General features: G+C 67.6%; 27 protein-coding genes. 15 read left to right on the top strand and 12 right to left on the bottom strand.

The window, feature by feature from the left end:
* The 4 genes from SJY11_RS09795 (at position 1) to SJY11_RS09780 (ending at position 2,653) form a co-directional block, all read left to right on the top strand.
* Positions 1–222 carry an AbrB/MazE/SpoVT family DNA-binding domain-containing protein gene (locus SJY11_RS09795; protein ID WP_376986400.1) on the top strand — a complete coding sequence of 74 codons (222 nt, stop codon included), beginning with the start codon at positions 1–3 and terminating at the stop codon, positions 220–222.
* An 86-nt stretch (positions 223–308) separates the two neighbouring features.
* Positions 309–935 carry a LysE family translocator gene (locus SJY11_RS09790; protein ID WP_376986399.1) on the top strand — a complete coding sequence of 209 codons (627 nt, stop codon included), beginning with the start codon at positions 309–311 and terminating at the stop codon, positions 933–935.
* A 13-nt stretch (positions 936–948) separates the two neighbouring features.
* Positions 949–1,548 (top strand): class I SAM-dependent methyltransferase, encoded by a 600-nt coding sequence (locus tag SJY11_RS09785; RefSeq protein WP_376986398.1) that lies wholly within the window; start codon positions 949–951, stop codon positions 1,546–1,548.
* A gap of 46 nt (positions 1,549–1,594) precedes the next feature.
* Positions 1,595–2,653, top strand: coding sequence for an MBL fold metallo-hydrolase (locus SJY11_RS09780; protein ID WP_376986397.1), 1,059 nt, complete (start codon positions 1,595–1,597; stop codon positions 2,651–2,653).
* 14 nt (positions 2,654–2,667) lie between these two features.
* On the opposite strand, the gene SJY11_RS09775 is transcribed toward SJY11_RS09780, so the two are convergent.
* Positions 2,668–3,564, bottom strand: a complete 897-nt coding sequence (locus SJY11_RS09775; RefSeq protein ID WP_376986396.1) for a GyrI-like domain-containing protein — start codon at positions 3,562–3,564, stop codon at positions 2,668–2,670.
* 152 nt (positions 3,565–3,716) lie between these two features.
* Here SJY11_RS09775 and dapF point away from each other — a divergent pair, with 152 nt between their 5' ends.
* Positions 3,717–4,601, top strand: coding sequence for a diaminopimelate epimerase (gene dapF, locus SJY11_RS09770; RefSeq protein WP_376986395.1), 885 nt, complete (start codon positions 3,717–3,719; stop codon positions 4,599–4,601).
* Complete coding sequence (gene mtaB, locus SJY11_RS09765; RefSeq protein WP_376986393.1) at positions 4,601–5,872, top strand: tRNA (N(6)-L-threonylcarbamoyladenosine(37)-C(2))-methylthiotransferase MtaB; 1,272 nt, start codon at positions 4,601–4,603, stop codon at positions 5,870–5,872. The genes dapF and mtaB overlap by 1 nt, the downstream gene beginning before the upstream one ends.
* A gap of 4 nt (positions 5,873–5,876) precedes the next feature.
* On the opposite strand, the gene SJY11_RS09760 is transcribed toward mtaB, so the two are convergent.
* The 4 genes from SJY11_RS09760 to SJY11_RS09745 form a co-directional block, all read right to left on the bottom strand.
* Positions 5,877–6,989 carry a sulfite oxidase gene (locus tag SJY11_RS09760; protein WP_376986392.1) on the bottom strand — a complete coding sequence of 371 codons (1,113 nt, stop codon included), beginning with the start codon at positions 6,987–6,989 and terminating at the stop codon, positions 5,877–5,879.
* A 97-nt stretch (positions 6,990–7,086) separates the two neighbouring features.
* Entirely contained in the window at positions 7,087–8,796 is a 1,710-nt protein-coding gene (locus SJY11_RS09755; RefSeq protein WP_376986391.1) for an AMP-binding protein, read from the bottom strand.
* Between the two features lie 478 nt (positions 8,797–9,274).
* Positions 9,275–9,994 carry an SUMF1/EgtB/PvdO family nonheme iron enzyme gene (locus SJY11_RS09750; RefSeq protein ID WP_376986390.1) on the bottom strand — a complete coding sequence of 240 codons (720 nt, stop codon included), beginning with the start codon at positions 9,992–9,994 and terminating at the stop codon, positions 9,275–9,277.
* A 95-nt stretch (positions 9,995–10,089) separates the two neighbouring features.
* A complete protein-coding gene (locus SJY11_RS09745; RefSeq protein WP_376986389.1) occupies positions 10,090–10,878 on the bottom strand; it encodes an SDR family NAD(P)-dependent oxidoreductase in 789 nt (262 codons plus the stop codon).
* Positions 10,879–11,099: 221 nt separating this feature from the next.
* On the opposite strand from SJY11_RS09745, the gene rplS reads away from it, so the two are divergent.
* Entirely contained in the window at positions 11,100–11,495 is a 396-nt protein-coding gene (rplS, locus tag SJY11_RS09740) for a 50S ribosomal protein L19 (RefSeq protein WP_376986388.1), read from the top strand.
* A gap of 210 nt (positions 11,496–11,705) precedes the next feature.
* Here the strand turns inward: rplS and SJY11_RS09735 are convergent, their stop codons facing one another.
* Positions 11,706–12,116, bottom strand: a complete 411-nt coding sequence (locus tag SJY11_RS09735) for a hypothetical protein (protein WP_376986387.1) — start codon at positions 12,114–12,116, stop codon at positions 11,706–11,708.
* Between the two features lie 168 nt (positions 12,117–12,284).
* Here SJY11_RS09735 and SJY11_RS09730 point away from each other — a divergent pair, with 168 nt between their 5' ends.
* The 6 genes from SJY11_RS09730 (at position 12,285) to leuD (ending at position 16,421) form a co-directional block, all read left to right on the top strand.
* On the top strand, positions 12,285–12,461 hold the full coding sequence (locus SJY11_RS09730; RefSeq protein ID WP_156446650.1) for a hypothetical protein: 177 nt from the start codon (positions 12,285–12,287) through the stop codon (positions 12,459–12,461).
* Between the two features lie 108 nt (positions 12,462–12,569).
* Positions 12,570–13,988 (top strand): 3-isopropylmalate dehydratase large subunit, encoded by a 1,419-nt coding sequence (gene leuC, locus SJY11_RS09725; protein ID WP_376986386.1) that lies wholly within the window; start codon positions 12,570–12,572, stop codon positions 13,986–13,988.
* A gap of 4 nt (positions 13,989–13,992) precedes the next feature.
* A complete protein-coding gene (locus SJY11_RS09720; RefSeq protein ID WP_376986385.1) occupies positions 13,993–15,090 on the top strand; it encodes a DUF2442 domain-containing protein in 1,098 nt (365 codons plus the stop codon).
* Positions 15,087–15,332, top strand: coding sequence for a hypothetical protein (locus SJY11_RS09715; RefSeq protein ID WP_376986384.1), 246 nt, complete (start codon positions 15,087–15,089; stop codon positions 15,330–15,332). Before SJY11_RS09720 ends, SJY11_RS09715 begins: the two co-directional genes overlap by 4 nt.
* A complete protein-coding gene (locus SJY11_RS09710; RefSeq protein WP_376986383.1) occupies positions 15,332–15,781 on the top strand; it encodes a metallopeptidase family protein in 450 nt (149 codons plus the stop codon). The genes SJY11_RS09715 and SJY11_RS09710 overlap by 1 nt, the downstream gene beginning before the upstream one ends.
* 37 nt (positions 15,782–15,818) lie before the next feature.
* Positions 15,819–16,421, top strand: a complete 603-nt coding sequence (leuD, locus tag SJY11_RS09705; RefSeq protein WP_376986382.1) for a 3-isopropylmalate dehydratase small subunit — start codon at positions 15,819–15,821, stop codon at positions 16,419–16,421.
* A gap of 89 nt (positions 16,422–16,510) precedes the next feature.
* On the opposite strand, the gene SJY11_RS09700 is transcribed toward leuD, so the two are convergent.
* The 3 genes from SJY11_RS09700 to SJY11_RS09690 form a co-directional block, all read right to left on the bottom strand.
* Positions 16,511–17,758, bottom strand: a complete 1,248-nt coding sequence (locus SJY11_RS09700; RefSeq protein WP_376986381.1) for a DUF1501 domain-containing protein — start codon at positions 17,756–17,758, stop codon at positions 16,511–16,513.
* Between the two features lie 5 nt (positions 17,759–17,763).
* Positions 17,764–19,188 carry a DUF1800 domain-containing protein gene (locus SJY11_RS09695; RefSeq protein ID WP_376986380.1) on the bottom strand — a complete coding sequence of 475 codons (1,425 nt, stop codon included), beginning with the start codon at positions 19,186–19,188 and terminating at the stop codon, positions 17,764–17,766.
* Positions 19,189–19,387: 199 nt separating this feature from the next.
* On the bottom strand, positions 19,388–20,200 hold the full coding sequence (locus tag SJY11_RS09690) for a DUF4394 domain-containing protein (RefSeq protein WP_376986379.1): 813 nt from the start codon (positions 20,198–20,200) through the stop codon (positions 19,388–19,390).
* Positions 20,201–20,507: 307 nt separating this feature from the next.
* Here SJY11_RS09690 and SJY11_RS09685 point away from each other — a divergent pair, with 307 nt between their 5' ends.
* Together SJY11_RS09685 and SJY11_RS09680 are read left to right on the top strand one after the other, a co-directional pair.
* A complete protein-coding gene (locus SJY11_RS09685) occupies positions 20,508–20,954 on the top strand; it encodes a sigma-70 family RNA polymerase sigma factor (protein WP_376986378.1) in 447 nt (148 codons plus the stop codon).
* Entirely contained in the window at positions 20,951–21,688 is a 738-nt protein-coding gene (locus SJY11_RS09680) for an anti-sigma factor (RefSeq protein ID WP_376986377.1), read from the top strand. Before SJY11_RS09685 ends, SJY11_RS09680 begins: the two co-directional genes overlap by 4 nt.
* A gap of 143 nt (positions 21,689–21,831) precedes the next feature.
* On the opposite strand, the gene SJY11_RS09675 is transcribed toward SJY11_RS09680, so the two are convergent.
* The 3 genes from SJY11_RS09675 to SJY11_RS09665 all read right to left on the bottom strand — a co-directional run bounded on the left by SJY11_RS09675 (position 21,832) and on the right by SJY11_RS09665 (position 25,483).
* Positions 21,832–22,923: an ATP-dependent DNA helicase gene (locus tag SJY11_RS09675; RefSeq protein ID WP_376986376.1), complete on the bottom strand. Its 1,092-nt coding sequence runs from the start codon at positions 22,921–22,923 to the stop codon at positions 21,832–21,834.
* Positions 22,924–23,003: 80 nt separating this feature from the next.
* Positions 23,004–24,680, bottom strand: a complete 1,677-nt coding sequence (locus SJY11_RS09670; protein WP_376986375.1) for a methyl-accepting chemotaxis protein — start codon at positions 24,678–24,680, stop codon at positions 23,004–23,006.
* A 128-nt stretch (positions 24,681–24,808) separates the two neighbouring features.
* On the bottom strand, positions 24,809–25,483 hold the full coding sequence (locus SJY11_RS09665; RefSeq protein WP_376986374.1) for an RraA family protein: 675 nt from the start codon (positions 25,481–25,483) through the stop codon (positions 24,809–24,811).
* Between the last annotated feature and the right edge of the window lie 23 nt (positions 25,484–25,506).

Below are 25,506 nucleotides of genomic sequence, written 5' to 3'. Positions count from 1 at the left end.
ATGGCGATGATAGTTAGCAAACTCACCAGCAAGGCACGGACGACGATCCCTCAAGCGGTCCGCGAAGCGTTGAGTCTTCGGGATGGTGATCACATCGCCTATGCGGTCGAGCGGGATCGCGCCGTCATCACGAAGGCATGCGAGATGCAGACCGAACCGCCTTTAGCGACCTTTCACGAATGGAGCAGTGAAGCGGACTGCAAGGCCTATAGAGGTTTGTGAGCAAAACGACGTCGTCTGAATTAGCTCCCTTTACAAACCGCTGCAGCTGGGGATGGCTCGCCCGACGCCATCGGGGACACAGCTTCATGACCTTCGAAACCTGGGCCGCCTTCGCCGCCGCCACCGCCGTGCTGCTGGTCATTCCCGGCCCGACGATCCTGCTCGTCGTCTCCTATGCGCTCGGCCAGGGCTGGCGCACGGCGCTGCCGACGGCGGCCGGCGTCGCGCTGGGCGACTTCACCGCGATGACGCTCTCCATGCTCGGCGTCGGCGCGCTGCTGGCGACCTCGGCCACCGTCTTCACCGTGCTGAAATGGGCGGGCGCGGCCTATCTCGTCTGGCTCGGCGTCAAGCTCTTCCGCGCCGGCGGCACGCTCGACGCCAGCCCGCGCGAGGATGCCGTCTCGTCGCTGAAGATGCTCGGCCATGCCTGGCTGGTCACGGCGCTGAACCCCAAGAGCCTCACTTTCTTCGTCGCCTTCCTGCCGCAGTTCCTCGATCCGAAGGCCGATTTCTGGACGCAGATGCTGATCTTCGAGGCGACCTTCGTGACACTCGCCGCCGCCAACGCCTTCGGCTACGCGCTCATCGCCTCCCGCGCCCGCGCCGTCGTCAGCAGCCCGCGCGCCATCCGAGCCATCAACCGGACCGGCGGGACCCTGCTGATCGGGGCCGGCATCGCGACGGTGGCGATGCGGACCGGCACGCGCTGAAGGGCAGACGATCATGACGGCCCGCGACACCGCCACGCTCGATTTCTATGCCGCCGAGGCCCAGGCCTATGCGGGCCGCTCCCGCGAAGCCGAGCATGCCCGCATCGCCGATTTCGCCGCGGCGATACCACCCGGCGCTCGCGTGCTGGAATTGGGCTGCGGCGGCGGTCACGACAGCGTCGCGCTGCTCGATCGCGGCCTCGACCTCGTCGTAACCGACGGCTCGCCGGAACTGGCCGAGCAGGCGAGTAGGCGTCTCGGCCGGCCGGTCGAGGTGCTGCTCTTCGAGCATATCGACGCGGTCGAGGCCTTTGACGGTGTCTGGGCCAATGCCTGCCTGCTGCATGTGCCCCGCACAGCGCTGCCGGCGATCCTGGCGCGTATTCACAGGGCGCTGAAGCCCGGCGGACTGTTCTATGCCAGTTTCAAGGCGGGCACGGACGAGGGGCGCGACCGTTTTGGCCGCTACTTCAACTATCCCTCGCCGGACTGGTTGCGGTCCGCCTACGGTGCTGCAGGCTGGCTGAGCCTCGTCATCGTCGAGACAACGGGCGGTGGCTATGATGGCGAGCCGACACCCTGGCTGCATGTCACGGCGGTCAAGCGACCGTGAACGGTGCCGGCTTGACCCGCGGCGGCGCGAACCCACCTCTTGCGGTATGAACCGCCGCAAGCTCCTCACCTATCTCGGCCTCCCCGCGCTGCTTGGCACGAGCAGCGCGGCCTGGGCCTCGATCTCGCGCTCGCGCAACCCCTATTATCAGGGCCCCGTGACCGAGAACTTCAACGGTGTCGTCTTCACCGACGGCCGGCCCGTGACCAAGGGGCTCGCCGACGTTCTGAAATGGCAGACCTCAAGGCGTGATCGCGAGGCTTTTCCCGAGAGCTATCCCGCCCCGCCGCAGGACCGACCGCCTGCCCGCGTCGAGGGTGTCCGCATCGTCCATCTCGGTCATGCCTCGTTCCTGTACCAGATCGGCGGGCTCAATCTGCTGATCGACCCGGTCTACTCGCTGCGCGCCAGCCCGCTCTCCTTCATCGGTCCGCGCCGCGTCAACGAGCCGGGCGTGGCCTTCGCCGACCTGCCGCGCATCGACGCCGTCCTGATTACGCATAATCACTACGACCATCTCGATATCGAGACGCTGGCGCGGCTGCATGAGCGCGACGCGCCGCGCATGATCATGCCGCTCGGCAACGACACCATCGTCAGGGCCCGCGTCCCGGAGGCGCGTGCCGAGGCGCATGACTGGTCGACGCGCCTGGTGCTGTCGGAGACCGTCGCGGTCACCTTGGTGCCGAGCTACCACTGGTCGGCGCGTGGCGCCTTCGACCGGCGCATGGCGCTGTGGTGCTCCTTCGTGCTGGAAGGAGGCGGCACCCGCATCTTCCACATCGGCGACACCGGCTACCACGACGGCTCGCTCTATCGCCGCCTCGGTGCCGAATTGGGACCCTTCCGTCTCGCCGTCCTGCCGATCGGCGCTTTTGAGCCCCGCTGGTTCATGCGCGACAACCACATGAACCCGGAGGAGGCGGTGCAGGTCATGCTGGCGCTGCGCGCCGAGGCAGCGCTCGGGCACCACTGGGGCACCTTCCAGCTCACCGACGAGGGCATCGAGCGCCCGCCGGCAGCGCTCGCCGCGGCATTGGCGGCCGCCGGCGTCGCCGAAGAACGATTCAGGCCAATGCGGCCGGGATTGAGCTGGCAGGTCTGAAACGGCGCTCGCGATCAGCGCGGCTGGACATAGACGTTGATCTCGAGATTCGGGTCGGCCGGATCGGCGAGATCCCCGACATATTCCTCGAGGAATGCGTCCTTCACGCTGATCGCCTTCGCTTCGAGATAGGCCGTGATCGTCTCATAGGTCGAGTCGATGTCGTCATAGGGCGCGACATGGACGAAGCGCAGCGACGGTCCGGCCGGCGTCAGCCCCGGCCGTACGCCATCGCCGAATGTCGCATTGCGCTCGCCCTCGGGCGCCGGCCCGACCGGCAGCATCGCCTCGTAGCGGAAGCCGTTGTCGTCGGTCTCCAGAAACAGCGTCAACGGCCGCCCGGCGATCGGCAGGCGCGCGCGCTCCGCCTCCTGGCGCAACACGCGAAAGCTCTCGGCCAGCCGCTTGAAGCCTTCATCCCAGCTCGCGGCGCCGGAGAGTTTCAGAACGGGCTTGGCGACCAGCAGAACCTCGTCCACGTCGCTCTGGTCGCCGCGTTTCCCCGCGAGGGTCGCATTGGGGTCGAGCACGCCCGTCTGCTGCTGCAGGCTCGGCGGCTGCACGGGCTGGATGGGGCCGGGCGCGGGCAGGGTCGGCGGCGGCTGCACCGGCTGCGGCTCCAGCGGCATCTGCGGTGTCGGGGCCGGCTGGACGGGCTCGGGCGTCAGCGGGCGCGGCGGCGCCGGCGCGGGCTGGACCGGCTGCGGGCCGGGAACGGGCTCGGGCACGGCGGCAGGTGGCGTCGGCGCGGGAGTGGGTTGCACTTGGGCAGGCACCGCCGCCCCCGGCGGCGGAGCGAGCGGCGCCGATTCCACGGCGCTCGGAGGCGCCACGCGTGTCTGGGCTGAGGCAAGACTGCCGACGCTCAGGAAGGCGGCCAGCGTCCCGACGGCAATACGGCGATGCTGCATCGTCAAAGGTCCTGCCTGGAACGGCGCCAAAATCGACTCGCGCTCTTGCGGCGCAATATGGAACATCCACTTACGCCAGGAAATCATCGCGAGGGTGGCTTTTTCACGTCGCCTCCCTCATAGACCCGCAATCCCATGGGATATGTGACGGTATGAACGCCCTCGCCCATCGTCGGTTCCTGAAAATGAACGGTCTCGGCAACGAGATCACCGTGCTCGATCTGCGTGGCACGACGCTGCGCGTCGGCGAGCGCGACGCACGCGCCATCGCGGCCGAGCCGCGCGCGCATTTTGACCAGCTCATGGTCCTGCACGATCCCGTCACGCCCGGTACCGACGCCTTTGTCCGGATCTACAACACCGACGGCTCCGAGGCCGGCGCCTGCGGCAACGGCACGCGCTGCGTCGCCTGGGCCATGCTGGCCGACCCCTTGATGGGCGGTGCCGGCAAGACCGCGCTGACGCTGCAGACCAAGGCCGGGCTGCTGCCGGCCAGGCGCGACAGCGATCTCGTCTTCACCGTCGACATGGGCGCGCCCCGGCTCGACTGGGAGGACATCCCGCTGGCCGAGCCCTTCCACGACACCGCGCATTTCGAGCTTCAGATCGGCCCGATCGACGATCCGATCCTGCACACGCCCTGCGCGGTCAACATGGGCAATCCCCACGCCGTCTTCTTCGTCGACGATCCCTACCGCTTCAATCTCGAGCAGATCGGCCCCCTGCTCGAGAACCACCCGATCTTCCCCGACCGCGCCAACATCGAGCTCGCCGCCGTCACCGCGCCCGACCATATCGTGCTGCGCGTCTGGGAGCGCGGCGCCGGCATCACCCGCGCCTGCGGCTCGGGCGCCTGCGCGGCCCTCGTCGCCGCCGTGCGCCGCGAGCTCAGCGCCCGCAAGGCCGTGGTCAGCCTGCCCGGCGGCGACCTCGCCATCGAATGGCGGCAGAGCGACGGCCACGTCCTGATGACCGGCCCGGTCGAATTCGAATGGGAGGGCACGCTCGCCCCCGAACTGTTCGAGACCGCCGCCTGATGACCCTCGAGGTCGTCACCTTCGGCTGCCGCCTCAACATCGTCGAGGGCGAGGCGCTCCGGCGTCAGGCGCAAGCCGCGGGCCTCTCCGACCTCGCCGTGGTCAACGCCTGCGCCGTGACGTCGGAGGCCACCCGGCAGGCCCGCCAGGCGGTCCGCCGGCTCCATCGCGAGCAGCCGGGCCGGCCCGTCATCGTCACCGGCTGCGCCGCCCAGATCGAGCCGCAGCGCTTCGCGCAGATGCCCGAAGCCGCCCGCGTCATCGGCAATGCCGAAAAGCTCGAGCCATCGACCTGGACAACCCTCGCCCGCTCGAACAGCCTCGGCGCCACTGAGGCCGATCCGCGCGACAAGATCGCCGTCGGCGACATCATGGCGCGCACGCGGCTGGCGCCGGTCGAAGCCGGCCGCGCCGCCCGGCAGACGCGCGGCTTCGTGCAGGTCCAGAACGGCTGCGACCATCGCTGCACCTTCTGCATCATCCCCTTCGGCCGGGGGAATTCGCGCTCGCTCGCGCCCGAGGCCGTGCTGGCGCAGTGCCGCGAACTGCTGGAGGACGGCGCGCGCGAGATCGTCCTGACCGGCGTCGACCTGACGAGCTATGGCCGCGACCTCGCGCAGGCGCCGCTGCTCGGGCGGCTGGTGCGCCTGATCCTGCGCGAACTGCCGGAGCTGCCGCGCCTGCGCCTGTCCTCGATCGATGCTGTCGAGGCCGACGACGATCTGCGTGAGGCACTCGCCACCGAGCCGCGGCTGATGCCACATCTGCATCTCTCGCTCCAGGCCGGCGACGACCTGATCCTGAAGCGCATGAAGCGCCGCCACGGCCGCGACGACGCGATCCGCTTCTGCGCCGAGATCCGCTCCTTGCGGCCCGACATCGCCTTCGGCGCCGATCTCATCGCCGGCTTCCCGACCGAGGACGACGCCATGTTTGCCCGCTCGCTCGACCTGATCGGCGAATGCGGGCTGAGCTATGTCCATGTCTTTCCCTATTCCAGCCGCCCCGGCACGCCCGCCGCCCGGATGCCGCAGCTTCCGGGACCGGTCGTCTCGGAGCGTGCGGCCCGGCTGCGTGAGGCCGCAAGCGCAGCCCATGCCGCCCATCTCACCGCCCGCCTCGGCCGGCCGCTGACGGTTCTGACCGAGCGCGGCAACACCGGCCGCGCCCCGGACTTCACGCTGGTGCGCTTCCGGAGGGAGACCGCACCGGGCGAGATCCTCTCGGTCTCGGCGCAGGCCGCAGACGCGCGCGCCCTGATCGCCGCCTGAGGGCTCAGGCCGAAAGCGCGACACCTTCGACGCGCTGAACCTGATTGTTGCAGTAGCCGCGCGGATTCCAGACGATCTCGAGCGGCTGGACATGCCCCTGCACATCGCGGGCCTGAGCGAGGACGGACATGGCTCCAGACTGCGCGACGACGAGGTCCGCACTGAAGCGCCGCCAGGCGAAGGGCCCCTCGCCATCCTCAAGCTCTGCATCCTGCCAGCTCACGCCGCCATCGCCGGAGACGCGGACACTCGCGAGCGGGATCGCCCCGCTCCAGCCGAATCCTGCGACCGTCAGTCTCTCGCCGCAGGTCGCGCTAAAGCCGTCCAGCGGCGTCGTGATCAGCGACTTCACCGGCATGTCGGTGATCACGGCGAAAAGGCTCGGATCGAGCGGCTCGCCGGGAGCGACCGGCGCCGTCGGCAGGCGGTAATTCGTCCCGCCCATCTTCTCGCCGTCATGCTCGCAGGCGCGCAATTCGACCCGGTCGAGCCATTTCTGCCAGGCCGAGCCCGGGAAACCGGGCGCCACGATCCGCAGCGGCCCGCCATGCAGCCGCGGCAGTGGCTCTCCGTTCATCGCGAAGGCGATCAGCGTCTCGGGGCTCAGCGCCTTGGCGATCGGCAGCCCGCGCGACAGCGCCGGCCGCGACGGGTCGGAGATCAGCCGGTCCGGCGCGTACTGCCCCGTATAGACTGCCGTCTCCCGCACGCCGGCATCAGCGAGCACATCCGCCAGCCGCACCCCGGTCCAGCGCGCGCAGCCGACGGCGCCCAGCCGCCAGGGCAGCCCATCGGTCGCCGGCGAGAATTGCGAGCGGCCATTGCCGGCGCATTCCAGCACGGCAGTGAGCGTCACCGTCTCGAAGCGGGCCCGCAGCGCGGCGATCGTCCAGCGCGTCGGCCGCTCGACCTCCCCGTCGATCGTCAGCGTCCAGTCCACCTCGTCAGCGATCGAGGGCACGGTGCCGTTATTGCGGATGAAGAATGTGTCGACCGGGGTGATCGGATCGACCAGCAGATCGAGGCCGGGCTCGGCGTTGAGCGCCGCATCGTCATGGATGTGCAGCCCCGGCTTGAGCTGGCGCAGCAGCGCTTCGTCGATCAGGGGATGCGGCAAGCGGCAATTCTCCAGGGACGCGGGGTGCGTCGGAGCACCCCGCGCGATGGAGACGAGATTAGCCCAGCCCCGCGGCGAAGGCGATGGCCCCCAGGCCTCAGCCCTTGCCGGCGACCTCCTCGCGCAGCGCCCGGCGCAGCACCTTGCCGACATTGGTCTTCGGCAGGCTCTCGCGGAAGAAGATCTGCTTGGGCACCTTGTAGCCGGTCAGACTCTCCTTGCAGAAGGCGCGCAGCTCGTCGGCCGTCAGCGCATCATCCTTGCGCACGACGAAGGCGGTGACCGCCTCGCCGGAATGCTCGTCGGGCAGGCCGATCACGGCCGATTCGAGCACGCCCGGATGCATCGCGATCACGTCCTCGACCTCGTTGGGATAGACGTTGAAGCCGGAGACCAGCACCATGTCCTTCATCCGGTCGACGATGCGGACCTGCCCGTCGGGCTGCATCACCCCGATGTCGCCGCTGCGGAAATAGCCATCCTCCGACATCACCTTGGCGGTCTCGTCGGGCCGGTTCCAGTAGCCCACCATGACCTGCGGACCGCGGATGCAGATCTCGCCGGATTCGCCGATCGGCAGGTCGTGGCCTTCGGCGTCGCGGATCGCGATTTCGGTCGAGGGCAGCGGAAAGCCGACCGTGCCGGTGAACTCGGCGATATCGGTCCGGTTGATCGAGGCGACGGGGGAGGTTTCAGAGAGGCCGTAGCCCTCGATGATCGGGCGCCCGGTGACCGACTTCCAGTGCTTGGCCACCGCGGCCTGGGTCGCCATGCCGCCCGAGACGGCAAAGCGCAGCTCGTCGAAATTCACCTGCGCGAATTCGGGATGATTGGCGAGCGCGTTGTAGAGCGTGTTGACGCCGGAGATCAGCGTGAAGCGGCTCGCCTTCAGCGTCTTGACGAAGCCGGCGATGTCGCGCGGATTGGCGATCAGCAGCCCCTTGGCGCCGATCCGCAGCATGAACAGGCAGCAGCAGGTCAGCGCGAAGATGTGGTAGAGCGGCAGCGCGGTGACCATGACGTGCTGGTAGTCGCTGCGGCCGAGCGGCGGCTCCAGCGCCCAGCCGAGCCAGAGCCCGCATTGCTCGACATTGGAGGCGACGTTGCGGTGCGACAGCGTCGCGCCCTTGGCGACGCCGGTCGTCCCGCCGGTGTATTGCAGGAAGGCGACGTCGTCGGGCGTCACGGTCACCGGCGCCATCGCGTCGGAGCCCGCCAGAACCGTCGCCAGCGGCACGAAGCCCGGAAGGTTGAAGGGCTTGACCACCTTCTTGATGCGCCGGGCGACGAAATTGACGATATGCCCCTTGAAGCCCATCAGGTCGCCGGCGGTGGCGACCACCACCGTCTCGACCTTGAGCTGCGGCTTCGCCTCCTCAACCACATGGGCGAAGTTCTCGATCACGACCAGTACACGGGCGCCCGAATCATTGAGCTGATGGGCGAGCTCGCGCGCCGTATAGAGCGGGTTGACGTTGACGACGGTGTATCCACCGAGCAGCGCGCCGAAGATCGTCGCCGGATAGGCCAGGATGTTGGGCATCATCAACGCGATGCGGTCACCCTTGCGATAGCCCTGCGCCTGGAGCCAGGCGGCAAAGGCCCGCGCGGCCCTGCCGGTCTCGGCGAAGCTGATCGACTTGCCGAAGCTCTCGAAGGCCGGGCGAGCCCCGTAGGTCTCGCAGGCGCGGCCGATCAGATCCGCCAGCGTGCCGGGATCGCCGATCTCGGGCGGCACGGCCGGGGGGTAGTGGGCGAGCCACGGGCGCGGCTCGGGCTTCGCCTGGGTGGCGGCAGTCGCGTTCATCGTCGTCCTCCCCGTCGCCCGGCTTTCACCCGCGCGGCGGGCAGCCGATGCCGTTTTTCAAGCCCTTACACTGCGGAACAGCGGGGGCGGGCGCAAGGCCCGGAGCATTGCTTATCCGCAGAAAAGTTCATATGTAAACTGAATTGATGTCGCCAGAGCGTTCGGCGGCGTCAGGCTCGGGTTCGACCTGAGCATTGCGGGACGAGAGAAGCACCGGAAGCGCGGGGAACCCCTCTCCCAAAGGGAGAGGTGCAGGGGAGAGGGGAAGGCCGCTGGACCAGCGGACCGCCACCCTCACCGCGGCTGCGGGCAGGGTGTAACTCACGCGTCCAGGGGCCGACACCTCTCCCCTACCCCTCTCACTGATCTCGGGCCTGCCCGAGATCAGCACTCAGAGTTTCGAGGTCGGCAACAGCCGCCTTCGATGCGGGAGAGGGGTTCCCGCGCTCTTCGCTGTCAGCGCGCGGAACACTCCCCCTCAGCCGTAAACGCAGCGAAAGCCGATATAGACCGCCGTGAAATCCGCCGCCTTCCACTGCGGGGCTTCGCTGCGGGTCTGGGCCGGGCCGTACCACCAGGAGCCGCCGGCGGTGAGCGCGTCGCTGCCGCGCCGGTCGGCGAGCCATTCCCAGAGATTGCCACCCATGTCGTTAAGGCCGTTGACGCCGCGCCGCGTCGCCCCAGTGGGAGCGTGACGCTCCCAGACGTCCCCGGCGGCGGGGTCGGTGCCGGCGAGATTCATGCCTGCGGGCTGGTCGCCAACGGGGAAGGGATAGGTGCGACCCCGCTCGAAGCCGTCGCTCGGGGCGGCCCGGCGCTCGGTGAAGGCGGCCTCGCGCCATTCGGCGAGCGTCGGCAGGCGTCCGCCTTTCGCCGCGCAATAGTCGCGCGCCTCGAACCAGGTCAGATGCGCCGCCGGATCCGTCGGCTGCGCTGGCTTGCCCGAGGGGCTGCGATAACTCCAGCCCGGCCGGCGCTGCCAGCCGCCGAGATATTCATGCCCGCCGCCCTCGCGCTCGGCCGCCGTCTGCAGGCCGCGCGCGGCGGCATGACGCGCGAAGGCCTCGACCGTGACCTCTGTCGCGTCGATCGCAAAGCCGCTGATCGGCACCGCGCCTTCGGGTGCCGCGCCCTGCGCCGTGCCTGCCAGCACCAGCCCGATCAGCCCCGCCCATCGCCAGCCCTGCACCATCTGCATCCCCCTCCCGTCGCGGAGCGGATGATGCAAGCGGACCTCTGCGCCGCAAGCCGCGCATCGCCGCACCCACGCGGATGTGAAGGAGAGCTTGGCGCTCACCGATTCCGCCGCTCCCCCCGCAGCGTCGCGAGCCCGATCCCGACCGCGTCGAACCCGCCATCGACCGCCAGAATCTGGCCGGTGATGTAGCTCGCCTGGTCGCTGCACAGGAAGAAGATCGACGCCGCCAGCTCCTCCTCCAGCCCGTAGCGGGCGAGCGGGATCGCGTCGCGGTAATCGGCGCGGATTTCGGCCGAATGCACCGCCTTGGCCATGGCCGTGTCGACCGGGCCGGGCGCGACCGCGTTGACCCGGATGCCGAGCGAGGCGAGCTCGGCCGCCTGCTGCTTGGTGAGATGGGCGAGCGCGGCCTTCGAGGTGCCGTAGGCGACGCGCAGCGTCGAGGCGCGCAGCCCCGAGATCGAGGTGATGTTGACGATGGCGCCGCCGCCGGTCTCGGCCATCAGCGGGGCGGCGAGCTGCGTCATCAGGAAGGGGCCGGTGAGGTTGACCGCCATGACGCGGTTCCACTCGGCGAGCGTCGTCTCCAGCAGCGGCTTGAACACCGCCGTGCCGGCATTGTTGACGAGCGCATCGAGCCGCCCGAAGCGGGCGGTCAGCGCCGCGAAGGCCGCCTCGACCGCATCGGGATCGGAGACGTCGCAGGGCAGCGCCAGCGTCTCCTCCGGCCGGCCGAGCGCGGCGACGGCTTGCGCCAGCAGATCGGCCTCGATGTCGAGCAGGCCGACCTTCCAGCCCTCCTCGAGGAAGCGCTGGGCGGTGGCGAGCCCGATGCCGCGCGCGGCGCCGGTGACGAGGGCGACATTGATGCTGTCCTGAGGCATGATGCGTTTCGACCCGGTTTCTGTCAGTCTGGTTGACGACAGCCTATGCATTGCGGCGCATGCGTCGCCAAGCCGGACCGGCGCGCGCCGGCGGGTGGGCGGCGCGTTTCGAGAGCCGCTCGACAAGCCACGCCATCTCCTGTATGGCCCGCGCACTCAACTGAAAACAGCGTGCCGAACGCCCGCGCAGCCAAGCGCGACAACGGCAATTGGAGAGACCCGTGAACATCATCGAACAGCTCGATCAGGAGCAGATCGCCAAGCTCAGCGAAGGCCGCGAAATCCCGCACTTCCAGCCCGGCGACACCGTGCAGGTCAACGTCAAGGTCAAGGAAGGCGAGCGCAGCCGCGTCCAGGCCTATGAGGGCGTCTGCATCGCTCGCAATGGCGGCGGCCTGAACCAGAGCTTCACCGTCCGCAAGATCAGCTATGGCGAGGGCGTAGAGCGCGTGTTCCCGCTGTTCTCGCCGAACCTCGATTCCATCAAGGTCGTCCGCAAGGGCAAGGTGCGCCGCGCCAAGCTCTATTATCTGCGCGATCGCCGCGGCAAGTCGGCCCGCATCGCCGAGCGCGTCGAGGCCCGGCCGCCCAAGGGTGCGAAGGCCGACGCCAAGTAAGATTTCGCTTCAGGCGAGAGAGTTTGGAAACGCGGTCCTTCGGGGCCGCGTTTTTTCATTGAAGTGGCCCTGGGACGCCCTGGCAGCCCGTCATCCTGGCGCGAGTGAAGCGAAGCGCCGGGATCCATCATGAGGCTCCGCGGTGCCCTATGATGGATCCCGGCCGACCTGCGGTCGCCCAGGATGACGCCGGGTGCGCGGAATCACCGCCTACTCCTGCCCACCAAAGGTCATGTCGCGCCGCGCCGTCAGGATGCTGATGGAATAGCCGGCGACGACGTCGACCAGCGCCATCAGCGTGATGATCAGGAATGTGCCGGTGCCAAAGCCCGGCACCAGCAGGAAACCGATGAAGCACGCGATGAAGACCAGCATCGACAGACCGTGATTGAGGATCGAGCTCGATTTGGCGCTGGTCGCGTTCATGATCTCGAAGAACAACACGATCGTCGAGAGTGCCAGCAGGAGCTCGCTGACGGTCAGCGAAAAGCGCGTTGCCGAGGGCAGGTGGAAGGCCGCCACCTCCGTGGTCAGCGCAACGCCGCTCACCGCGACGGTGAGGCCATAGGCGCCGACCGCCAGCACCATGAAGGGGAAAAACCGCAGCATCTCGTCACCCATGCGTTGCCGCCGCGCCGTGCGCCGCGTCGGTTGCCTGCATAGCAGCGCAAGACTGAGGACGCACGCCGCCCGGCACGCGGCGCCACGACGATGAGACCTTCGTTTTGCGCCCCCCTTCCCCGCTTTGCCTTCGTTGCCGCCGCAGTCTGGAACTGTTAGAACCGGCTCATGACGAAGCGCCCCGCGAGTGAGCATGGCCGGCTTTGCGTGGTTCGCCGCGAGGCGAACCTGCGCCGCATGCCCACGACGCAGGGTTTCGCGGCCCTGCACGACCATGCCCGCCTGCCCTGGCGCTTCTTCGGCCGCTTCACCGCCTCGATCGCCGCAGGCCTTAGCCGCGCCTGAGACCCGCGCCGCGCGCGGGCGACAGGCGAATGCGTTCTGCGAGCCGGCTTCCCGCAGCCGGCCCTTTCCACGATCCCATCGATCTCACGCCACCGAGGCTCCAGCGCCATGACCGCGACGTCCGCACCCCGCACCCTCTACGACAAGATCTTCGACGACCACATCGTCGACCGGCAGGAGGACGGCACCTGCCTGCTCTATATCGACCGCCACCTCGTCCATGAGGTGACCAGCCCGCAGGCCTTCGAGGGGCTGCGCATGACCGGCCGCAAGGTCCGCGCGCCGCACAAGACGCTGGCCGTCGTCGACCACAACATCCCCACCACCGATCGCTCCAAGGGCATCGCGGAGGAAGAAAGCCGCATCCAGGTCGAGGCGCTCGCGAAGAACGCCAAGGAATTCGGCGTCGAGTATTTCAACGAACTCGATATCCGCCAGGGCATCGTCCACATCGTCGGCCCCGAGCAGGGCTTCACCCTGCCCGGCACCACCATCGTCTGCGGCGATAGCCACACCTCGACGCATGGCGCCTTCGGGGCGCTGGCCCATGGCATCGGCACCTCGGAGGTCGAGCATGTGCTGGCCACCCAGACGCTGATCCAGAAGAAGGCCAAGAACATGCTCGTCCAGGTGGACGGCACGCTGACCAAGGGCGTCACCGCCAAGGACATCACGCTGGCCATCATCGGCGAGATCGGCACGGCCGGCGGCACCGGCTCGGTCATCGAATATGCCGGCGACGCCATCCGCGCGCTCTCGATGGAGGGCCGCATGACGCTGTGCAACATGTCGATCGAGGGCGGCGCGCGCGCCGGCATGGTCGCCCCCGACGAGAAGGCCTACGCCTATCTGAAGGGCCGCCCCAAGGCGCCGCAGGGCGCCGCCTGGGACGAGGCCCTGCGCTACTGGGAGACCCTCTACACCGACGAGGGCGCGCATTTCGACCGCATCGTGAAGCTCGACGCCAACAACCTGCCGCCGATCGTCTCCTGGGGAACGAGCCCTGAGGATGTGATCTCGGTCGCGGGCAGCGTGCCCGATCCGGCGCTGATCGAGGACGAGACCAAGCGCACCTCCAAGCAGCGCGCACTCGACTATATGGGCCTGACCGCCGGCACCAAGATGACCGAGATCCCGCTCGACGTGATCTGGATCGGCTCCTGCACCAATGGCCGCATCGAGGATCTGCGCGCAGTCGCCAAGATCGTCGAGGGCAAGAAGATCGCGGGCTCGCTCGACTACGCCATGATCGTCCCGGGCTCAGGGCTCGTGAAGCAGCAGGCCGAGGCCGAGGGGCTGGACAAGATCTTCCTCGCCGCCGGCTTCGAATGGCGCGAGCCGGGCTGCTCGATGTGCCTGGGCATGAACCCCGACCAGCTCAAGCCGGGCCAGCGCGCCGCCTCGACCTCGAACCGCAATTTCGAGGGCCGCCAGGGCTTCAAGGGCCGCACCCATCTCGTCTCGCCGCAGATGGCGGCGGCGGCAGCGCTCGTCGGGCGATTTGTCGATGTGAGGCAGTTGGGGTAGCAGCGTGTCGATAGCAATCTCGACAGACACCTGCGACGAGTTGCAGTGGCGCAAGCTGCGGGAGCACGATCTTGCTCTCGCAGAACGCTTCATGATCGGCCTTGGCATTAGAAAGTCACGAAGAAATAATATTCTAAATTCCCTTGCCTCATATGAAATGACGATAAAGGGCTATGATTTCATACTATCGATTATAAGCCATTCGATAAAGGATAATACTACGGATTTTTATTGGATGGACGAAGGCTTTACGCTTTATTTGCGCGAAGACACGTTCGCTTGGAGCGATTTTGCTACGCGGACGCAAAGCGGAGGCCGAATTCGTTACGTTAATAACCTAATGCCCGATCGGCATAATATAAAGCACGCCGACATACACCAGTTCTGTAAGACGATGGAGAATTTTCTATTTGTTTTAGAGAAGATTAGTGGCCATTCTCCATACCAAGCCGGATCAAAGAAACGACCAACACTCGCAGAGTCAATTCGCTACGTCGAACAATTCCTAAATCACAACGAGAAAGATATACTATCGCACTTCCGTAATTTTAGGAATTTTATCTCACATTCGCCCGATCAGATCGAAGATTGCCTCTACAGAGGCGTTGCTTTGTCTACTTGCCACCGCAGGAAAATCAAATTCGACGGACGCACATTTTCATTCCTTGACGACATGGCTGTGATCACAAAGAAATTAATCAATATCTTTCGTAAAAAACAAGCAACTCAGATTGACAAAGCGAAATTCCTTAAGCGAATTCAGATGATTGAAAAATTTACGATGTTTGATGGCAAATACAGACTAGCCATGAAACGGGATACATCAGAGAGGACGCCGCCAAGAACATCGGAATCCGACCAAGACGAAGTGATTATTAGAGCGGATTACAGCATAAATCATGTTGGATTCTGGATATCTGATGGCCGTTTCATTTCGTTGCCAAAACGTTGGTATCCGAGATTAATGGAAGCCAATTCAGATGATTTGAGCAATTGGCACGTGACGGAGGATGGCATGGCGATCAGTTGGCCAGCCTTGCAGCAGGAGATTAGGCTTACAGATATTGTCGCAGGCCGCGCCGCTCCCGGTGTCGTGAAATGAGCCAGCCCCCCCGCGAATCCGCCCGCGCCGCCGAGGCGCAAGCCGCGCTCGACCGCGTCAAGCGCGACAGCGAAAGCCTGCTCGGCTCGTCCATGGGCCGGGCGGCGGATCATTTCGGTGCCAAGGATGCCCCCGAGGGCGACCAGGTCGAGCTCTGGGGCCGGCGTATCGGCAGATCCCTGTCGCTTCTCGGCGTCGTCGTGCTCGCCTGGTGGCTGGGCCATCAATTGAAGGTCTGGTGATGGGCAGCGTTCCCGCCATCCGCGCCGCAACGAACCCGGCCGAGATCGACTGGGACGGCACCCGCGCGCCCTCGATCGAGGCCTTCGAGGTGCTGGCGCAGGCCGCCTTCGACCGGCTGCCCGACGAGTTCCGCGCGCTCTGCAGCGACGTGATCTTCAACGTTACCGAGTTTCCCGAGGACGACGTCTGCAAGGAGCTCGAGGCCGAGAGCCCCTTCGACATCCTCGGCCTCTTCACGGGCATCGGCCTGCCGCAGCAGGGCTATGCCCCGCAGACCGGCCAGATGCCCAACACGATCCATCTCTACCGCCGCCCGATCCTCGACTACTGGGCCGAGCACGACGAGACGCTGGGCCACATCGTCACCCATGTGCTCGTCCACGAGATCGGCCACCATTTCGGCTTCTCGGATGAGGATCTGGAAGCCATCGAACGCGCCGCGGAATGACCGGCGAAACCCACAAAGCAGCAAGGACCGACCGCTCATGCAGCCCTTCACCACCCTGACCTCGACGCCCGCGCCGCTGAAGGTGATCAATGTCGACACCGACATGATCATCCCCAAGCAGTACCTCAAGACGATCAAGCGCACGGGTCTCGGCACCGCGCTGTTCTCGGAGATGCGCTACAAGGAGGACGGCTCGGAGAACCCCGATTTCGTGCTCAACCAGTCGGCCTATCGCAAGTCGGAGATTCTGGTCGCCGGCGACAATTTCGGCTGCGGCTCCTCGCGCGAGCATGCCCCCTGGGCGCTGCTCGACTTCGGCATCCGCTGCGTGATCTCGACGTCTTTCGCCGACATCTTCTACAACAACTGCTTCAAGAACGGCATCCTGCCGATCGTGGTCAGCCCCGAGGACCTCGAGAAGCTGTTCGACGACGCCGATCGCGGCTCCAACGCGACGCTGACGGTCGATCTCGAGAAGCAGCAGATCACCGGCCCCGATGGCGGCACGGTCAGCTTCGACATCGACCCCTTCCGCAAGCACTGCCTGATGAACGGCCTCGACGATATCGGCCTGACCATGGAGAAGGCGCCGAAGATCGAGGCCTTCGAGGAGAAGCTGAAGGCGCGCGCCTGGGCTTGAGGCGCTCCGTCATTCTCGGGCGCGGCGACGCCGCGACCCGAGAATCTCGTGCAGGAGATGCTCGGGTCTTCGCCCGAGCATGACGGCTCTTACCCCACCAGCCCGCTCATCGGCCCAATCCCGCCGCTGCCCGGAAACACCTTTTCCGCCAGCACCGGCCCGGGAATCCCGAACAGATCCGCGACCACGCCCTTCGCCACGGCGCGGATGTCGGTCGTCGGCTTCAGGTCGCGCTTCTCGTGGAGCTGCTCCAGCTTCAGTCCCGGCCAGTCGACGATCATCCGCCCGCCCTTGACGGCGCCGCCGACCAGGAAGGCGACCGTGCCGGTGCCGTGATCGGTGCCGACGGTGCCGTTGACCCGGGCGGTACGGCCGAACTCGGTGACGACCATCACCACCGTGTCCTTCCAGACCGGCTTCAGGCCCTGCTCGAAGGTTGCCAGCGCGCCGTCGAGCCCGCCCAGCAGCTGCGCCAGCCGGCCCTTGGCGCCGCCTTCATTGGCATGCGTGTCCCAGCCCTCGAAGGCCAGCGCTGCGATCCGCGGCCCGTCATCGGCGCCGACCAGCGCCGCGGCGCCCTCGGCGATGCGCTTCATGCCCTCCGCGCTGTCGGGCCCGCCGCCGCCCCTCGCCTCGCCGCTCATGCCCTGGCGCCGGGCGATCTCCTCAGTGAGCTTCGCCTGGGCGAGCGCGCGGGCGAGGCCCGGATCACGCTGCCCGTAGAGATCCTCCAGCCGCTGGATCAGATCGGCGCCGGCGCGGGCCATGCGCGGCGGCGCCCAGCCCAGCACCGGCGCCTCGCCGCGCACCACCAGCGGCGGCACCACACCGACGCCGAGCACGCCCTTGCGCGAGATGCCTTCCCCGGCCGGAAGGTTGGCGATCAGCCGGTTGAGCCAGCCGCTCTCGGTCTTGCCGGGACCGCCCTGCCCGCTCTCCAGCACATCCTGCCCGTCGAAATGCGAGCGCTCGCGATACCCTGTCGCCGCCGCGTGGACGACCGAGGCCTGGCCCGCGGCATAAAGCCGGGCGAGGTTCGGCATCGCCGGATGAAGATAGAAGAAGCCGTCGAGCGGCAGCGCCGCATCGGGGCCGTCCTTCGTCAACGCGATGCCCTCGCGCAGGCCCGCATAATCGGGGTCGCCGAGCGGCGGCACGGCCGAGAGCCCGTCCAGCGCCCCGCGCAGCACCACCAGCAGAAAGCGCGGATCGCGGGCGCCCGCCGCCGCATAGGCGAATTTCGGTACGAAGGACCAGGCGAACAGCGCCCCCGCCGCGCCCAGCACGGCGCGGCGCGACGGCGTCATTCGTTCGCAATCGTCGTCGTCATCGAGCATCGGACTCACCTCCGCTGGAATTCGGGCGAAAGCAGCAGCAGCGCCAGCGCCTGCGGCTTGCTGTCGGCACGCGCCACGGCCTGCCGCGTCTCGGGCGAGAGCCGCGGCCCCAGGATGTCCTCGGTCAGCGCGCGGGGATCGGGCACGCTGGCCGCCGCCTGGCGCCCCCAGCCGGCCGCGACGTCGATGCGGGTCTTGATCCCCTCCGGCGAGGCCCAGGCCTCATTGCCGTCGGGATAGCCGTTCGGGCCGGCAGGCTGCCAGAAAGGCTGGCCCATCGCGTTGAGCGGGCCGAGGATCGGGCCAAACTCGGCCTTGCGCCCAAGCGCGCGGCAGGCCGCCAGCAGAAACTCCTGCGGCGAGCGGATCTTGGTCGGCTCGGCGCCCCAGGCCGCATCCGACTCGATCAGCGCCCGCGACACCGCGGCGAGATCGCCCTCGGTCTTCCTGAACACGGCCGAAAGCTCGCGCACCAGCGCCGACGGCGGCTCGTCCGCGACGAAATGCCGGACGAGCTTGATCGCGATGAAATCCGCCGTGGCGGGATGGCGGGCGAGGTCGGTCAGCGCCGCCAAGCCCTTCTCCTTGCCCGGCTGGCCATAGGGCTTGCCGAGCAGCACCGGTGCGCCGGGCTCGTGCAGCCCGGCATTGAAGGCGAAAGAGCCGGGAAAGCCCAGAACCGCCTCGCGGCCGACCACCGTCCAGCCCGTGATGATCCGCGCGAGATTGGTGACGTCGACCTGGGCATAACCGCCGGAGACCCCGAGCGTATGCAATTCGAGAATCTCGCGGGCGAGGTTTTCGTTCAGCCCGCGCCCGCGCCGCTTGCCGGCCGGCGAGGACGGGCCGATCGAGAGCCGGTTGTCGAGGAACTCCAGCATCGCCGGGTGGCTCTCGGCCGCCACCAGCATGTCCTCGAAACGGCCGAAGACATGCGGGCGGATCGCCTCGCGCTCATAGGCGCCGGCCATGATCCGCGTCATGTTGCTCTTGGTGGCGCCAATGCAGAAATGGTTCGACCAGAACTGGACGAGCCGTTCGCCGAAACCGGTCTCGGCCTCGAGCGCGAGCCGCACCCGCGCCACGACCTCGTCGCGATAGGTCCGGTAGGGCAGCGCCGGCTCGTTGGCCGGCTTGGGCTGCGGCATCTGATTTTGCGTAGGCGCTGCCGCAGCGACCTGCTGCCCTGCGGCGGGGCTCGCCTCGCGCGCCGCCCGCTCGGCATCCGCGAAGGCATAGAGCGCCGCCCCGATCTCGACCGTACCGGAAAAGGGCAGCCCCGTCGGCTGCGGCAGCACGCGCCGCTTGATCTCGGCCAGCAGGCGTTCGCGCGCCGTGCCGCGAATCTCAGAGGCCTGGCCGAAGCCGAAGCCCATGCCGAACCGCTGCAACCCCACGCTCTCGCTTCGCAACACGCTCGGGCTCGCCATGCGTCGCCTCCGGTCGGATGATCGCGGCGACAAGCTAGACCCTCAATCGTGGCGAAAGCCAGAAGGCTGACGGGACAAAGCGAGGCTTAGTCGGCGTGATCGCCCGCAGCACGCGGAGAACGCGACGAATTGCTCAATAATGAAGCCACCGCCCCGATCGGGGCGGTGGCCTTGTCGGGGCTGAAAAAGGCGGCCGTCGTCACATCGCCTGCAGCACCGCGACGTCGCGGACGGCGCCGCTGATGCCGGCGATCTTGCCGACCATCGTCGCCTTGCCGGAGGCCAGATCGACCTTGTGCAGGGCGCCGTCGGCGACCAGCCAGCCGGTGTTGCCGCCATCCGCGCCGGTCTGGATGTCGAAGGCGATCGACTTCGGCATGGTGCCGAGCTTGCCGACCGCGCCGAGCACGCCGTCATTCGGCGGCGCCTGCTTCAGCAACGCGCCGATCTTGCCGTCGATGTCGTAGAGCGTCGTCTCCTTGGTGCCCTTGACGGAATTGGTGTAGGCGCCGGCGACGACCATCGGCGTCTCGCCCTTGTGCATGTCGCCCTCGGCGAATTTCAGCGTCCCGTCGACCACGACCTTTCCGTCATCGACATTGACGCGATAGTTCGTGCCGTCGGCGCCCATCACACGCAGGCGGTCTGCCGCCGGGTTGAAATCGACGGTGGCCATCGTCGAAGCCGACAGCACCTTGTCCATCTTCGACTTCATCGTCGCCTTGCCGGCGGTATCGACCGTGTAGATCGTGCCGTCCGTGGACAGCGCATAGAGCATGCCGTCGGCGGGGCGAACATCGATGCCGGCGATCCTGCCGGCGATGCCGGTGACCTTCATCGACTTTCCGGCCTTCTGCGTGGCGGTGTCGATCATGGTCAGGGTGTCGTCGCCGGTGAGCGCGGCGAGCATGGCGGCCTGGGCCGAGTGGGAGGCTGCGAACGAGGCGCCGAGGATGGTCGAGGCGATCAGCGCGATGCGGCGGGCGTGGTTGAGACGGGGCGTCCGGGTCATGTCGTTGTCCTCCGATTGCTGTAGAGGTACCGCTCCGGCCATCAGGGCCGCGGCACTCGCAGCGGTTATCCAGGACGTCCGGCAATGGATGCAGATTGAAAAATAAAGACAAACTCCGCATCCGGGACGGAACCGCGCGCTTAACCCAAGGTTGGCATCAGGCCTTGGGTGAACGCCTGATGGAACGGGGATGGTGGGGGACATCGCGTTGACGCACACGGCGGGAGAAATCGAGGCGGCCCTGCTGGCCTGCGCCGCGGGAGATAAATCTGCGCTCCGGCGCATCTATGATGCCGAGTCACCGCGTATGATCGGTGTCGCACAGCGTTTGCTGAAGCGTCGCGCCTTGGCCGAGGAAGCGGTGCAGGATGCCTTCGTCCTGATCTGGCGGCACGCCGCGCGCTTCGATCCGCAGCGCGGTGCCGGTCTGACCTGGATCTATGCGATCCTGCGCAACCGCTCGCTCTCGATCCTGCGCGACGAGAAGCGGACGGAAACGAGCGATGCCCCGCTCGGCGAGGAGGCGGCCAGTGAAGAGGACGATCCCGAGACCGTGATGTCGAAACTGTCCGACGCCAAGGCGCTGCACGCCTGCCTGGAGACACTGCCGCCACAGCGGCGCGGGCTCGTGCTGCTCGCCTTCGTCCAGGGCCTGACCCATGGCGAAATCGCCGGCAAGCTCGGCCTGCCGATCGGCAGCGTGAAATCCTGGATCCGGCGCTCGCTGATCGCCCTGAAGGAGTGCCTCGGATGAGCCCCTCCCCCGACGATGCCCAGGAGCGCGATGCGCTCGCGGGCGAATATGTGCTCGGCCTCGTCGAAGGCGCCGATCGCGAGCGACTCGAGCAGCGCCTCGCGCGCGAGCCGGCATTGGCGGCGAGCGTCGAAAGCTGGCGCGGCCACCTCGCGGCCATCGACGCCACGGCCCGGCCGATCCCGCCCTCGCCCGGCCTGTGGCCGCGCATCGAAGCCGAGATCGCCGCGATCCTGCCCGCCGCCGAACGCGGCCGCGCCAAGGCGATGAAGGCCGGCAATACGCTCGGCGACTGGTGGAACAGCCTGTTCATCTGGCGCGGCGCAGCGTTTGCCGGCGCCCTCGCCGCGATCCTGCTCGCCATCGGCCTCAACGGTGCGCTCGACCGCGCCAAACGCCAGCCGCTGATGGTGGCCGTGCTGCTGACGGACGCCAATGTCGCGGCGGCCGTCGTCAATACCTATCCCGACGGCCGCGTCGAGATGGTGCCGCTGCAGAACATCGCGGTGCCCGCGGGCATGGCCCTGGAGATCTGGACGCTCTGGGACCGCGCCGTCGGGCCCCGCTCGGTCGGCCTGATCGACCGCGCCCGCACCACGCCGCTGCGCCTCGACCAGCTGCCGCTGGGGACCAACCAGCTCTTCGAGATCACGATCGAACCGGCCACCGGCTCGCCGACGGGGAGGCCGACGGGGCCGATCGTCGCGAAGGGGACGACCTCGCAGGCTTTGTAGCTCGGGCGCCCGATCTAAACCGTCATCCTGGCCGGAGCGAAGCGGAGGCCGGGATCCATCATCGGGCTCGCCGACGCGCTATGATGGATCCCGGGCCGACCTTCGGCCGCCCCAGGATGACGCGCCGGTTCAGGCGATCCAACTCAAACCACCACGGTGATCGTCTCCGCTGCCCGCGTCAGCCCGGTATAGAGCCACCGCGCCCGGTGCTCCCTGAACGCGAAGCTCTCGTCGAACAGCACGATGTCGTTCCACTGCGATCCTTGCGCCTTGTGGACGGTGAGCGCGTAGCCGAAGGTGAACTCGTCGGTGTGCTTGCGCAGCTCCCAGGGGATCTCCTCCTCCGTCCCGTCGAAGAAGTTCGGCAGAACCGAGACCTTGACCGGCTTGGCGTTGGGATCGTCCTCCGGCGTCACCCGCATGGTGACGAGCCCCTTCTTCGAGGTCTTGAGCTCCTGCACGATCCAGGAGCCGCCATTGAGCAGCCCCTTGCTCTTGTCGTTGCGCAGGCAGACGAGCTTTTCGCCCGCCACCGGCACGGTCTCGGTGCGGCCCATGATCTGCCGCATGCGGGCATTGTAGTTGCGCCGTGTCTTGTTCAGGCCGACGAGGACCTGGTCGGCGCTCATCACCAGTTGCGGATCGACCTCGCTGCGCCGGATCACGCGGCTCCGGCCGTAGTCGCCGACATCCAGCCGCCCGCCCCCGCGGATGGTCATCGACATCCGCACGATCGGGTTGTCGGCGGCCTGGCGGTGAACCTCGGTCAGCATGATGTCGGGCTCGACCTCGGTGAAGAAGCCGCCGCCCTTGACGGGAGGAAGCTGCGCCGGGTCGCCCAGCACCAGAACCGGCGTGCCGAAGGAGAGCAGGTCGCGGCCGAGATCCTCGTCGACCATCGAGCATTCGTCGATGATGATCAGCTTGGCCTTGGCCGCGGCGCTCTCGCGGTTGAGCACGAAGGTCGGGCTCTCCTCGTCGACACCGCGCGAGCGGTAGATCAGCGAATGGATCGTCTGCGCGCCGACGCAGCCCTTGTTGCGCAGCACGAGCGCGGCCTTGCCGGTGAAGGCGGCAAAGGCGACCTCGCCGTCGACGGCCTCGGCGATGTGGCGCGCCAGCGTGGTCTTGCCCGTGCCGGCATAGCCGAACAGGCGGAAGAGCTGCGGCTCGCCGGCCTGCAGCCAGCGCGCGACGGCGCTCAGCGCGGCATCCTGTTGCGGGGACCAGCTCATGCGGCGATGCGGCAAAGGGAAATCATGCCGCAGATGGGGACGAGTCGCGCCGCGATGGCAAGCGCGAAGGCGTCGGCCGCTCAGGCCGCGCGCAGGCGGCGCACGAAATCCAGCGCCTCGCGCTGCAGGCTGCCGATGCGCTCGTCGAGCGCCCCGGCACTCGCCGCGCCCATATCGGCCTGGGCCACGCTCTGCGCATTGGCGATGGCGATCTCCGACATCGCGCCGGCCGATGTCCCCGTGACCTCCGAGATGCGGGCGACGGTCTCTCCGAGCGAACCGAGCAGCTCGGTCTGCGACCCGACCATGGTCGAGATCTCGGCGCTGGTCTGCTCGACCGCGCCGACGCTGGCCGCGATCGCCGAGATCGCGCCGGCCGCATGCGACAGCGCCTCGTCGACCAGCGAGATCCGGCCGACGATCTGACCCGTCGCGACCGCCGTCTGGCCCGCCAGTTCCTTGACCTCGTTCGCGACGACGGCAAAGCCCCGGCCATGGGCCCCGGCGCGGGCCGCCTCGATGGTGGCGTTCAGGGCCAGCAGATTGGTCTGGCGCGCGATCGCCTCGATCATGCCCACGACATCACGGATTTGGGCGGCGTTGTCGGTCAGGCGCTCGACCAGTGCGCTGGTCCCGGCGGCCTCCTGCGTGGCGGCGGTCGCCATCACCGAGACCCGGCGGACTTCGGCGTTGATCTGGCCGATCACCTGTTCGAGCCGCAGCGCCGCCTCGGTGCTGGCCTGAGCGTCCGCGCCGGCACCGCTGACCGACGAGGCGGCGGTCTCGGCACTGCGTGACACCTGATGCACGCGCACTGCCGAATCCTGCAGGGCGACGCGGAGGATCTCGCTCGACCCCGCGATCTCCGCGAGCAGCCTGCCGAGCCGCTGCTCGAATTCATCGGCGATCCGGTGCAGTTCGCGCGTCCGCTCCTGGCGGGTCTGCTGGGCGAGATCGGCCTCGGCCTCGCGCGTCACCAGCGTGGCGCGGACCTCGCTCAGGGCCCGCACCGTCCGGGCGAGCTGCCCGATCTCGTCCGCCCGGCCCTGATGGGGCACCTCGATCAGCGTGTTCGACGTGCTGGCGCGCGCGATCGCGGCCATCAGATCGCGCAGAGGCCGCGTCAGATGGGCGCCGAGCAGCAGGAACGCGGCAGACCCGCCTGCGAGCGGCAGCAGCAGCGCGATCACGATGGTTCGGATGCGGACGATATCGGAAAGGTCGGCCGCCCTCCGGGTCGCGTCGCGGGCCATCTGCCCGAGTTCGTCGCGCATCGCCGACGTTGTCACAATGATCTGGCGGACATTCTCCCGCGCGGCGTCGGCTCCCGCCTCCACCAACGCCGCCTTGACGGAGATGCTCCGGCCGATCTCGACGATATCGCGCTGAAAGGACATGAAGGTCCTGAGGCTCGGGTTGAGCGTCGGATTGGCCTCCCGCATCGCGGCCGGCAGCGACGCCATCAGGCTCTCGCGGGCGGAATCGACCAGCCCGATCGCGCCGTCGAGTTGGTCGAGCACGGCTTCGATCTCGCGTGCGGTCGCCCCCTCCTCGAAGCGGCTGAGCAGCGAGGCATAGGTGACACGGTTCGTCAGCAGTGCCGCACGGTTGGCGAGTTCGAGCTTCTCGATCCCCTCCTTGTCGATCTGCCGGACCGCGTCGAACCCCCGCACCGCGCTGACCACGCCGAGCGCGCTGGCGACACTCAGGAGGGCAATGAGCAGGGTGATCTTGGCCGTCAGTCCCAGTCTACGCATCGTCGCAGGCCACCATCGCAAAAGCTGGCGCCTATCTCGCAGCTGCGAACGAACAAGCCGTTAACGGCACCGACAAAATCAATTGAATCAACAGATTAGCCGGTTATCGAAGCGAGCATGGAGCTTCGCTAGAGCACGCCGTGGCGCTCGAAAACCGCGCGCAGGCTCGCTCCGGCCAGCAGTTCATCGCGCGTCGTGTCCTCCGCCTCGATCTTGGAGAGAGCGAGCATCACCGCCTCCCGAAACAGGCGCTTGGGCACCACGACGACCCCATCGGCATCGCCGAAGATGAAATCGCCCGGCTCGACCCGCGCACCGGCGACTTCGACCGGCTCGTCCTTGGCCATCATCTCGGCCCGGCCCTTGGTGTCGAGCGGGCCGATGCCGCCGTGGAAGAGCGGAAAGTTCAGCTCGCGGATCCGACGCACATCGCGCACCAGACCATCGGTCAGGCAGCCGGCCGCGCCTCGCACCATCGAGGCCGTGGTCAGCAACTCGCCCCACGGCGCGATCCGGTCCGTCGGACCATCGCAAGCCAGCACGGCGATCTCGCCCGGTGCGAGACTGTCGATCAGGTCCATCTCGAGGGCATAGGGATTGTGGCCTTCGGGAAAGTGATAGCGCTTCATGTAGAGGCCGGTGCGGGCGAAGCCGCACAGGATGCTGGCCTCGTCGAGAGGCCTGACGAAGGGCTTCAGCGCCTGGTTCGGCGAGCCGAGCTGGTCCAGCACATCCGAGAGCACCGCCGAATAGAGCTTCGCCTTGAGCATCTCGACATCGAATAGTCCCGCGAGATCCGACATCCCGTTCCCTCCAGAGCCGATCG

The organism is Allobosea sp. R86505, from assembly GCF_042466375.1.
Classification (GTDB): domain Bacteria; phylum Pseudomonadota; class Alphaproteobacteria; order Rhizobiales; family Beijerinckiaceae; genus Allobosea.
The sequence above is the reverse complement of the archived record's forward strand: the minus strand, read 5'-3'. Positions and strand labels throughout refer to the sequence as shown.

Coding starts and splice junctions, on each gene's coding strand:
- SJY11_RS09795 (WP_376986400.1), top strand. CDS start 1: ATGGCGATGATAGTTAGCAAACTCACCAGCAAGGCACGGACGACGATC.
- SJY11_RS09790 (WP_376986399.1), top strand. CDS start 309: ATGACCTTCGAAACCTGGGCCGCCTTCGCCGCCGCCACCGCCGTGCTG.
- SJY11_RS09785 (WP_376986398.1), top strand. CDS start 949: ATGACGGCCCGCGACACCGCCACGCTCGATTTCTATGCCGCCGAGGCC.
- SJY11_RS09780 (WP_376986397.1), top strand. CDS start 1,595: ATGAACCGCCGCAAGCTCCTCACCTATCTCGGCCTCCCCGCGCTGCTT.
- SJY11_RS09775 (WP_376986396.1), bottom strand. CDS start 3,564: ATGCAGCATCGCCGTATTGCCGTCGGGACGCTGGCCGCCTTCCTGAGC.
- dapF (WP_376986395.1), top strand. CDS start 3,717: ATGAACGCCCTCGCCCATCGTCGGTTCCTGAAAATGAACGGTCTCGGC.
- mtaB (WP_376986393.1), top strand. CDS start 4,601: ATGACCCTCGAGGTCGTCACCTTCGGCTGCCGCCTCAACATCGTCGAG.
- SJY11_RS09755 (WP_376986391.1), bottom strand. CDS start 8,796: ATGAACGCGACTGCCGCCACCCAGGCGAAGCCCGAGCCGCGCCCGTGG.
- SJY11_RS09750 (WP_376986390.1), bottom strand. CDS start 9,994: ATGCAGATGGTGCAGGGCTGGCGATGGGCGGGGCTGATCGGGCTGGTG.
- SJY11_RS09745 (WP_376986389.1), bottom strand. CDS start 10,878: ATGCCTCAGGACAGCATCAATGTCGCCCTCGTCACCGGCGCCGCGCGC.
- SJY11_RS09735 (WP_376986387.1), bottom strand. CDS start 12,116: ATGGGTGACGAGATGCTGCGGTTTTTCCCCTTCATGGTGCTGGCGGTC.
- SJY11_RS09730 (WP_156446650.1), top strand. CDS start 12,285: ATGACGAAGCGCCCCGCGAGTGAGCATGGCCGGCTTTGCGTGGTTCGC.
- leuC (WP_376986386.1), top strand. CDS start 12,570: ATGACCGCGACGTCCGCACCCCGCACCCTCTACGACAAGATCTTCGAC.
- SJY11_RS09715 (WP_376986384.1), top strand. CDS start 15,087: ATGAGCCAGCCCCCCCGCGAATCCGCCCGCGCCGCCGAGGCGCAAGCC.
- SJY11_RS09710 (WP_376986383.1), top strand. CDS start 15,332: ATGGGCAGCGTTCCCGCCATCCGCGCCGCAACGAACCCGGCCGAGATC.
- leuD (WP_376986382.1), top strand. CDS start 15,819: ATGCAGCCCTTCACCACCCTGACCTCGACGCCCGCGCCGCTGAAGGTG.
- SJY11_RS09700 (WP_376986381.1), bottom strand. CDS start 17,758: ATGCTCGATGACGACGACGATTGCGAACGAATGACGCCGTCGCGCCGC.
- SJY11_RS09695 (WP_376986380.1), bottom strand. CDS start 19,188: ATGGCGAGCCCGAGCGTGTTGCGAAGCGAGAGCGTGGGGTTGCAGCGG.
- SJY11_RS09690 (WP_376986379.1), bottom strand. CDS start 20,200: ATGACCCGGACGCCCCGTCTCAACCACGCCCGCCGCATCGCGCTGATC.
- SJY11_RS09685 (WP_376986378.1), top strand. CDS start 20,508: ATGATCGGTGTCGCACAGCGTTTGCTGAAGCGTCGCGCCTTGGCCGAG.
- SJY11_RS09680 (WP_376986377.1), top strand. CDS start 20,951: ATGAGCCCCTCCCCCGACGATGCCCAGGAGCGCGATGCGCTCGCGGGC.
- SJY11_RS09675 (WP_376986376.1), bottom strand. CDS start 22,923: ATGAGCTGGTCCCCGCAACAGGATGCCGCGCTGAGCGCCGTCGCGCGC.
- SJY11_RS09670 (WP_376986375.1), bottom strand. CDS start 24,680: ATGCGTAGACTGGGACTGACGGCCAAGATCACCCTGCTCATTGCCCTC.
- SJY11_RS09665 (WP_376986374.1), bottom strand. CDS start 25,483: ATGTCGGATCTCGCGGGACTATTCGATGTCGAGATGCTCAAGGCGAAG.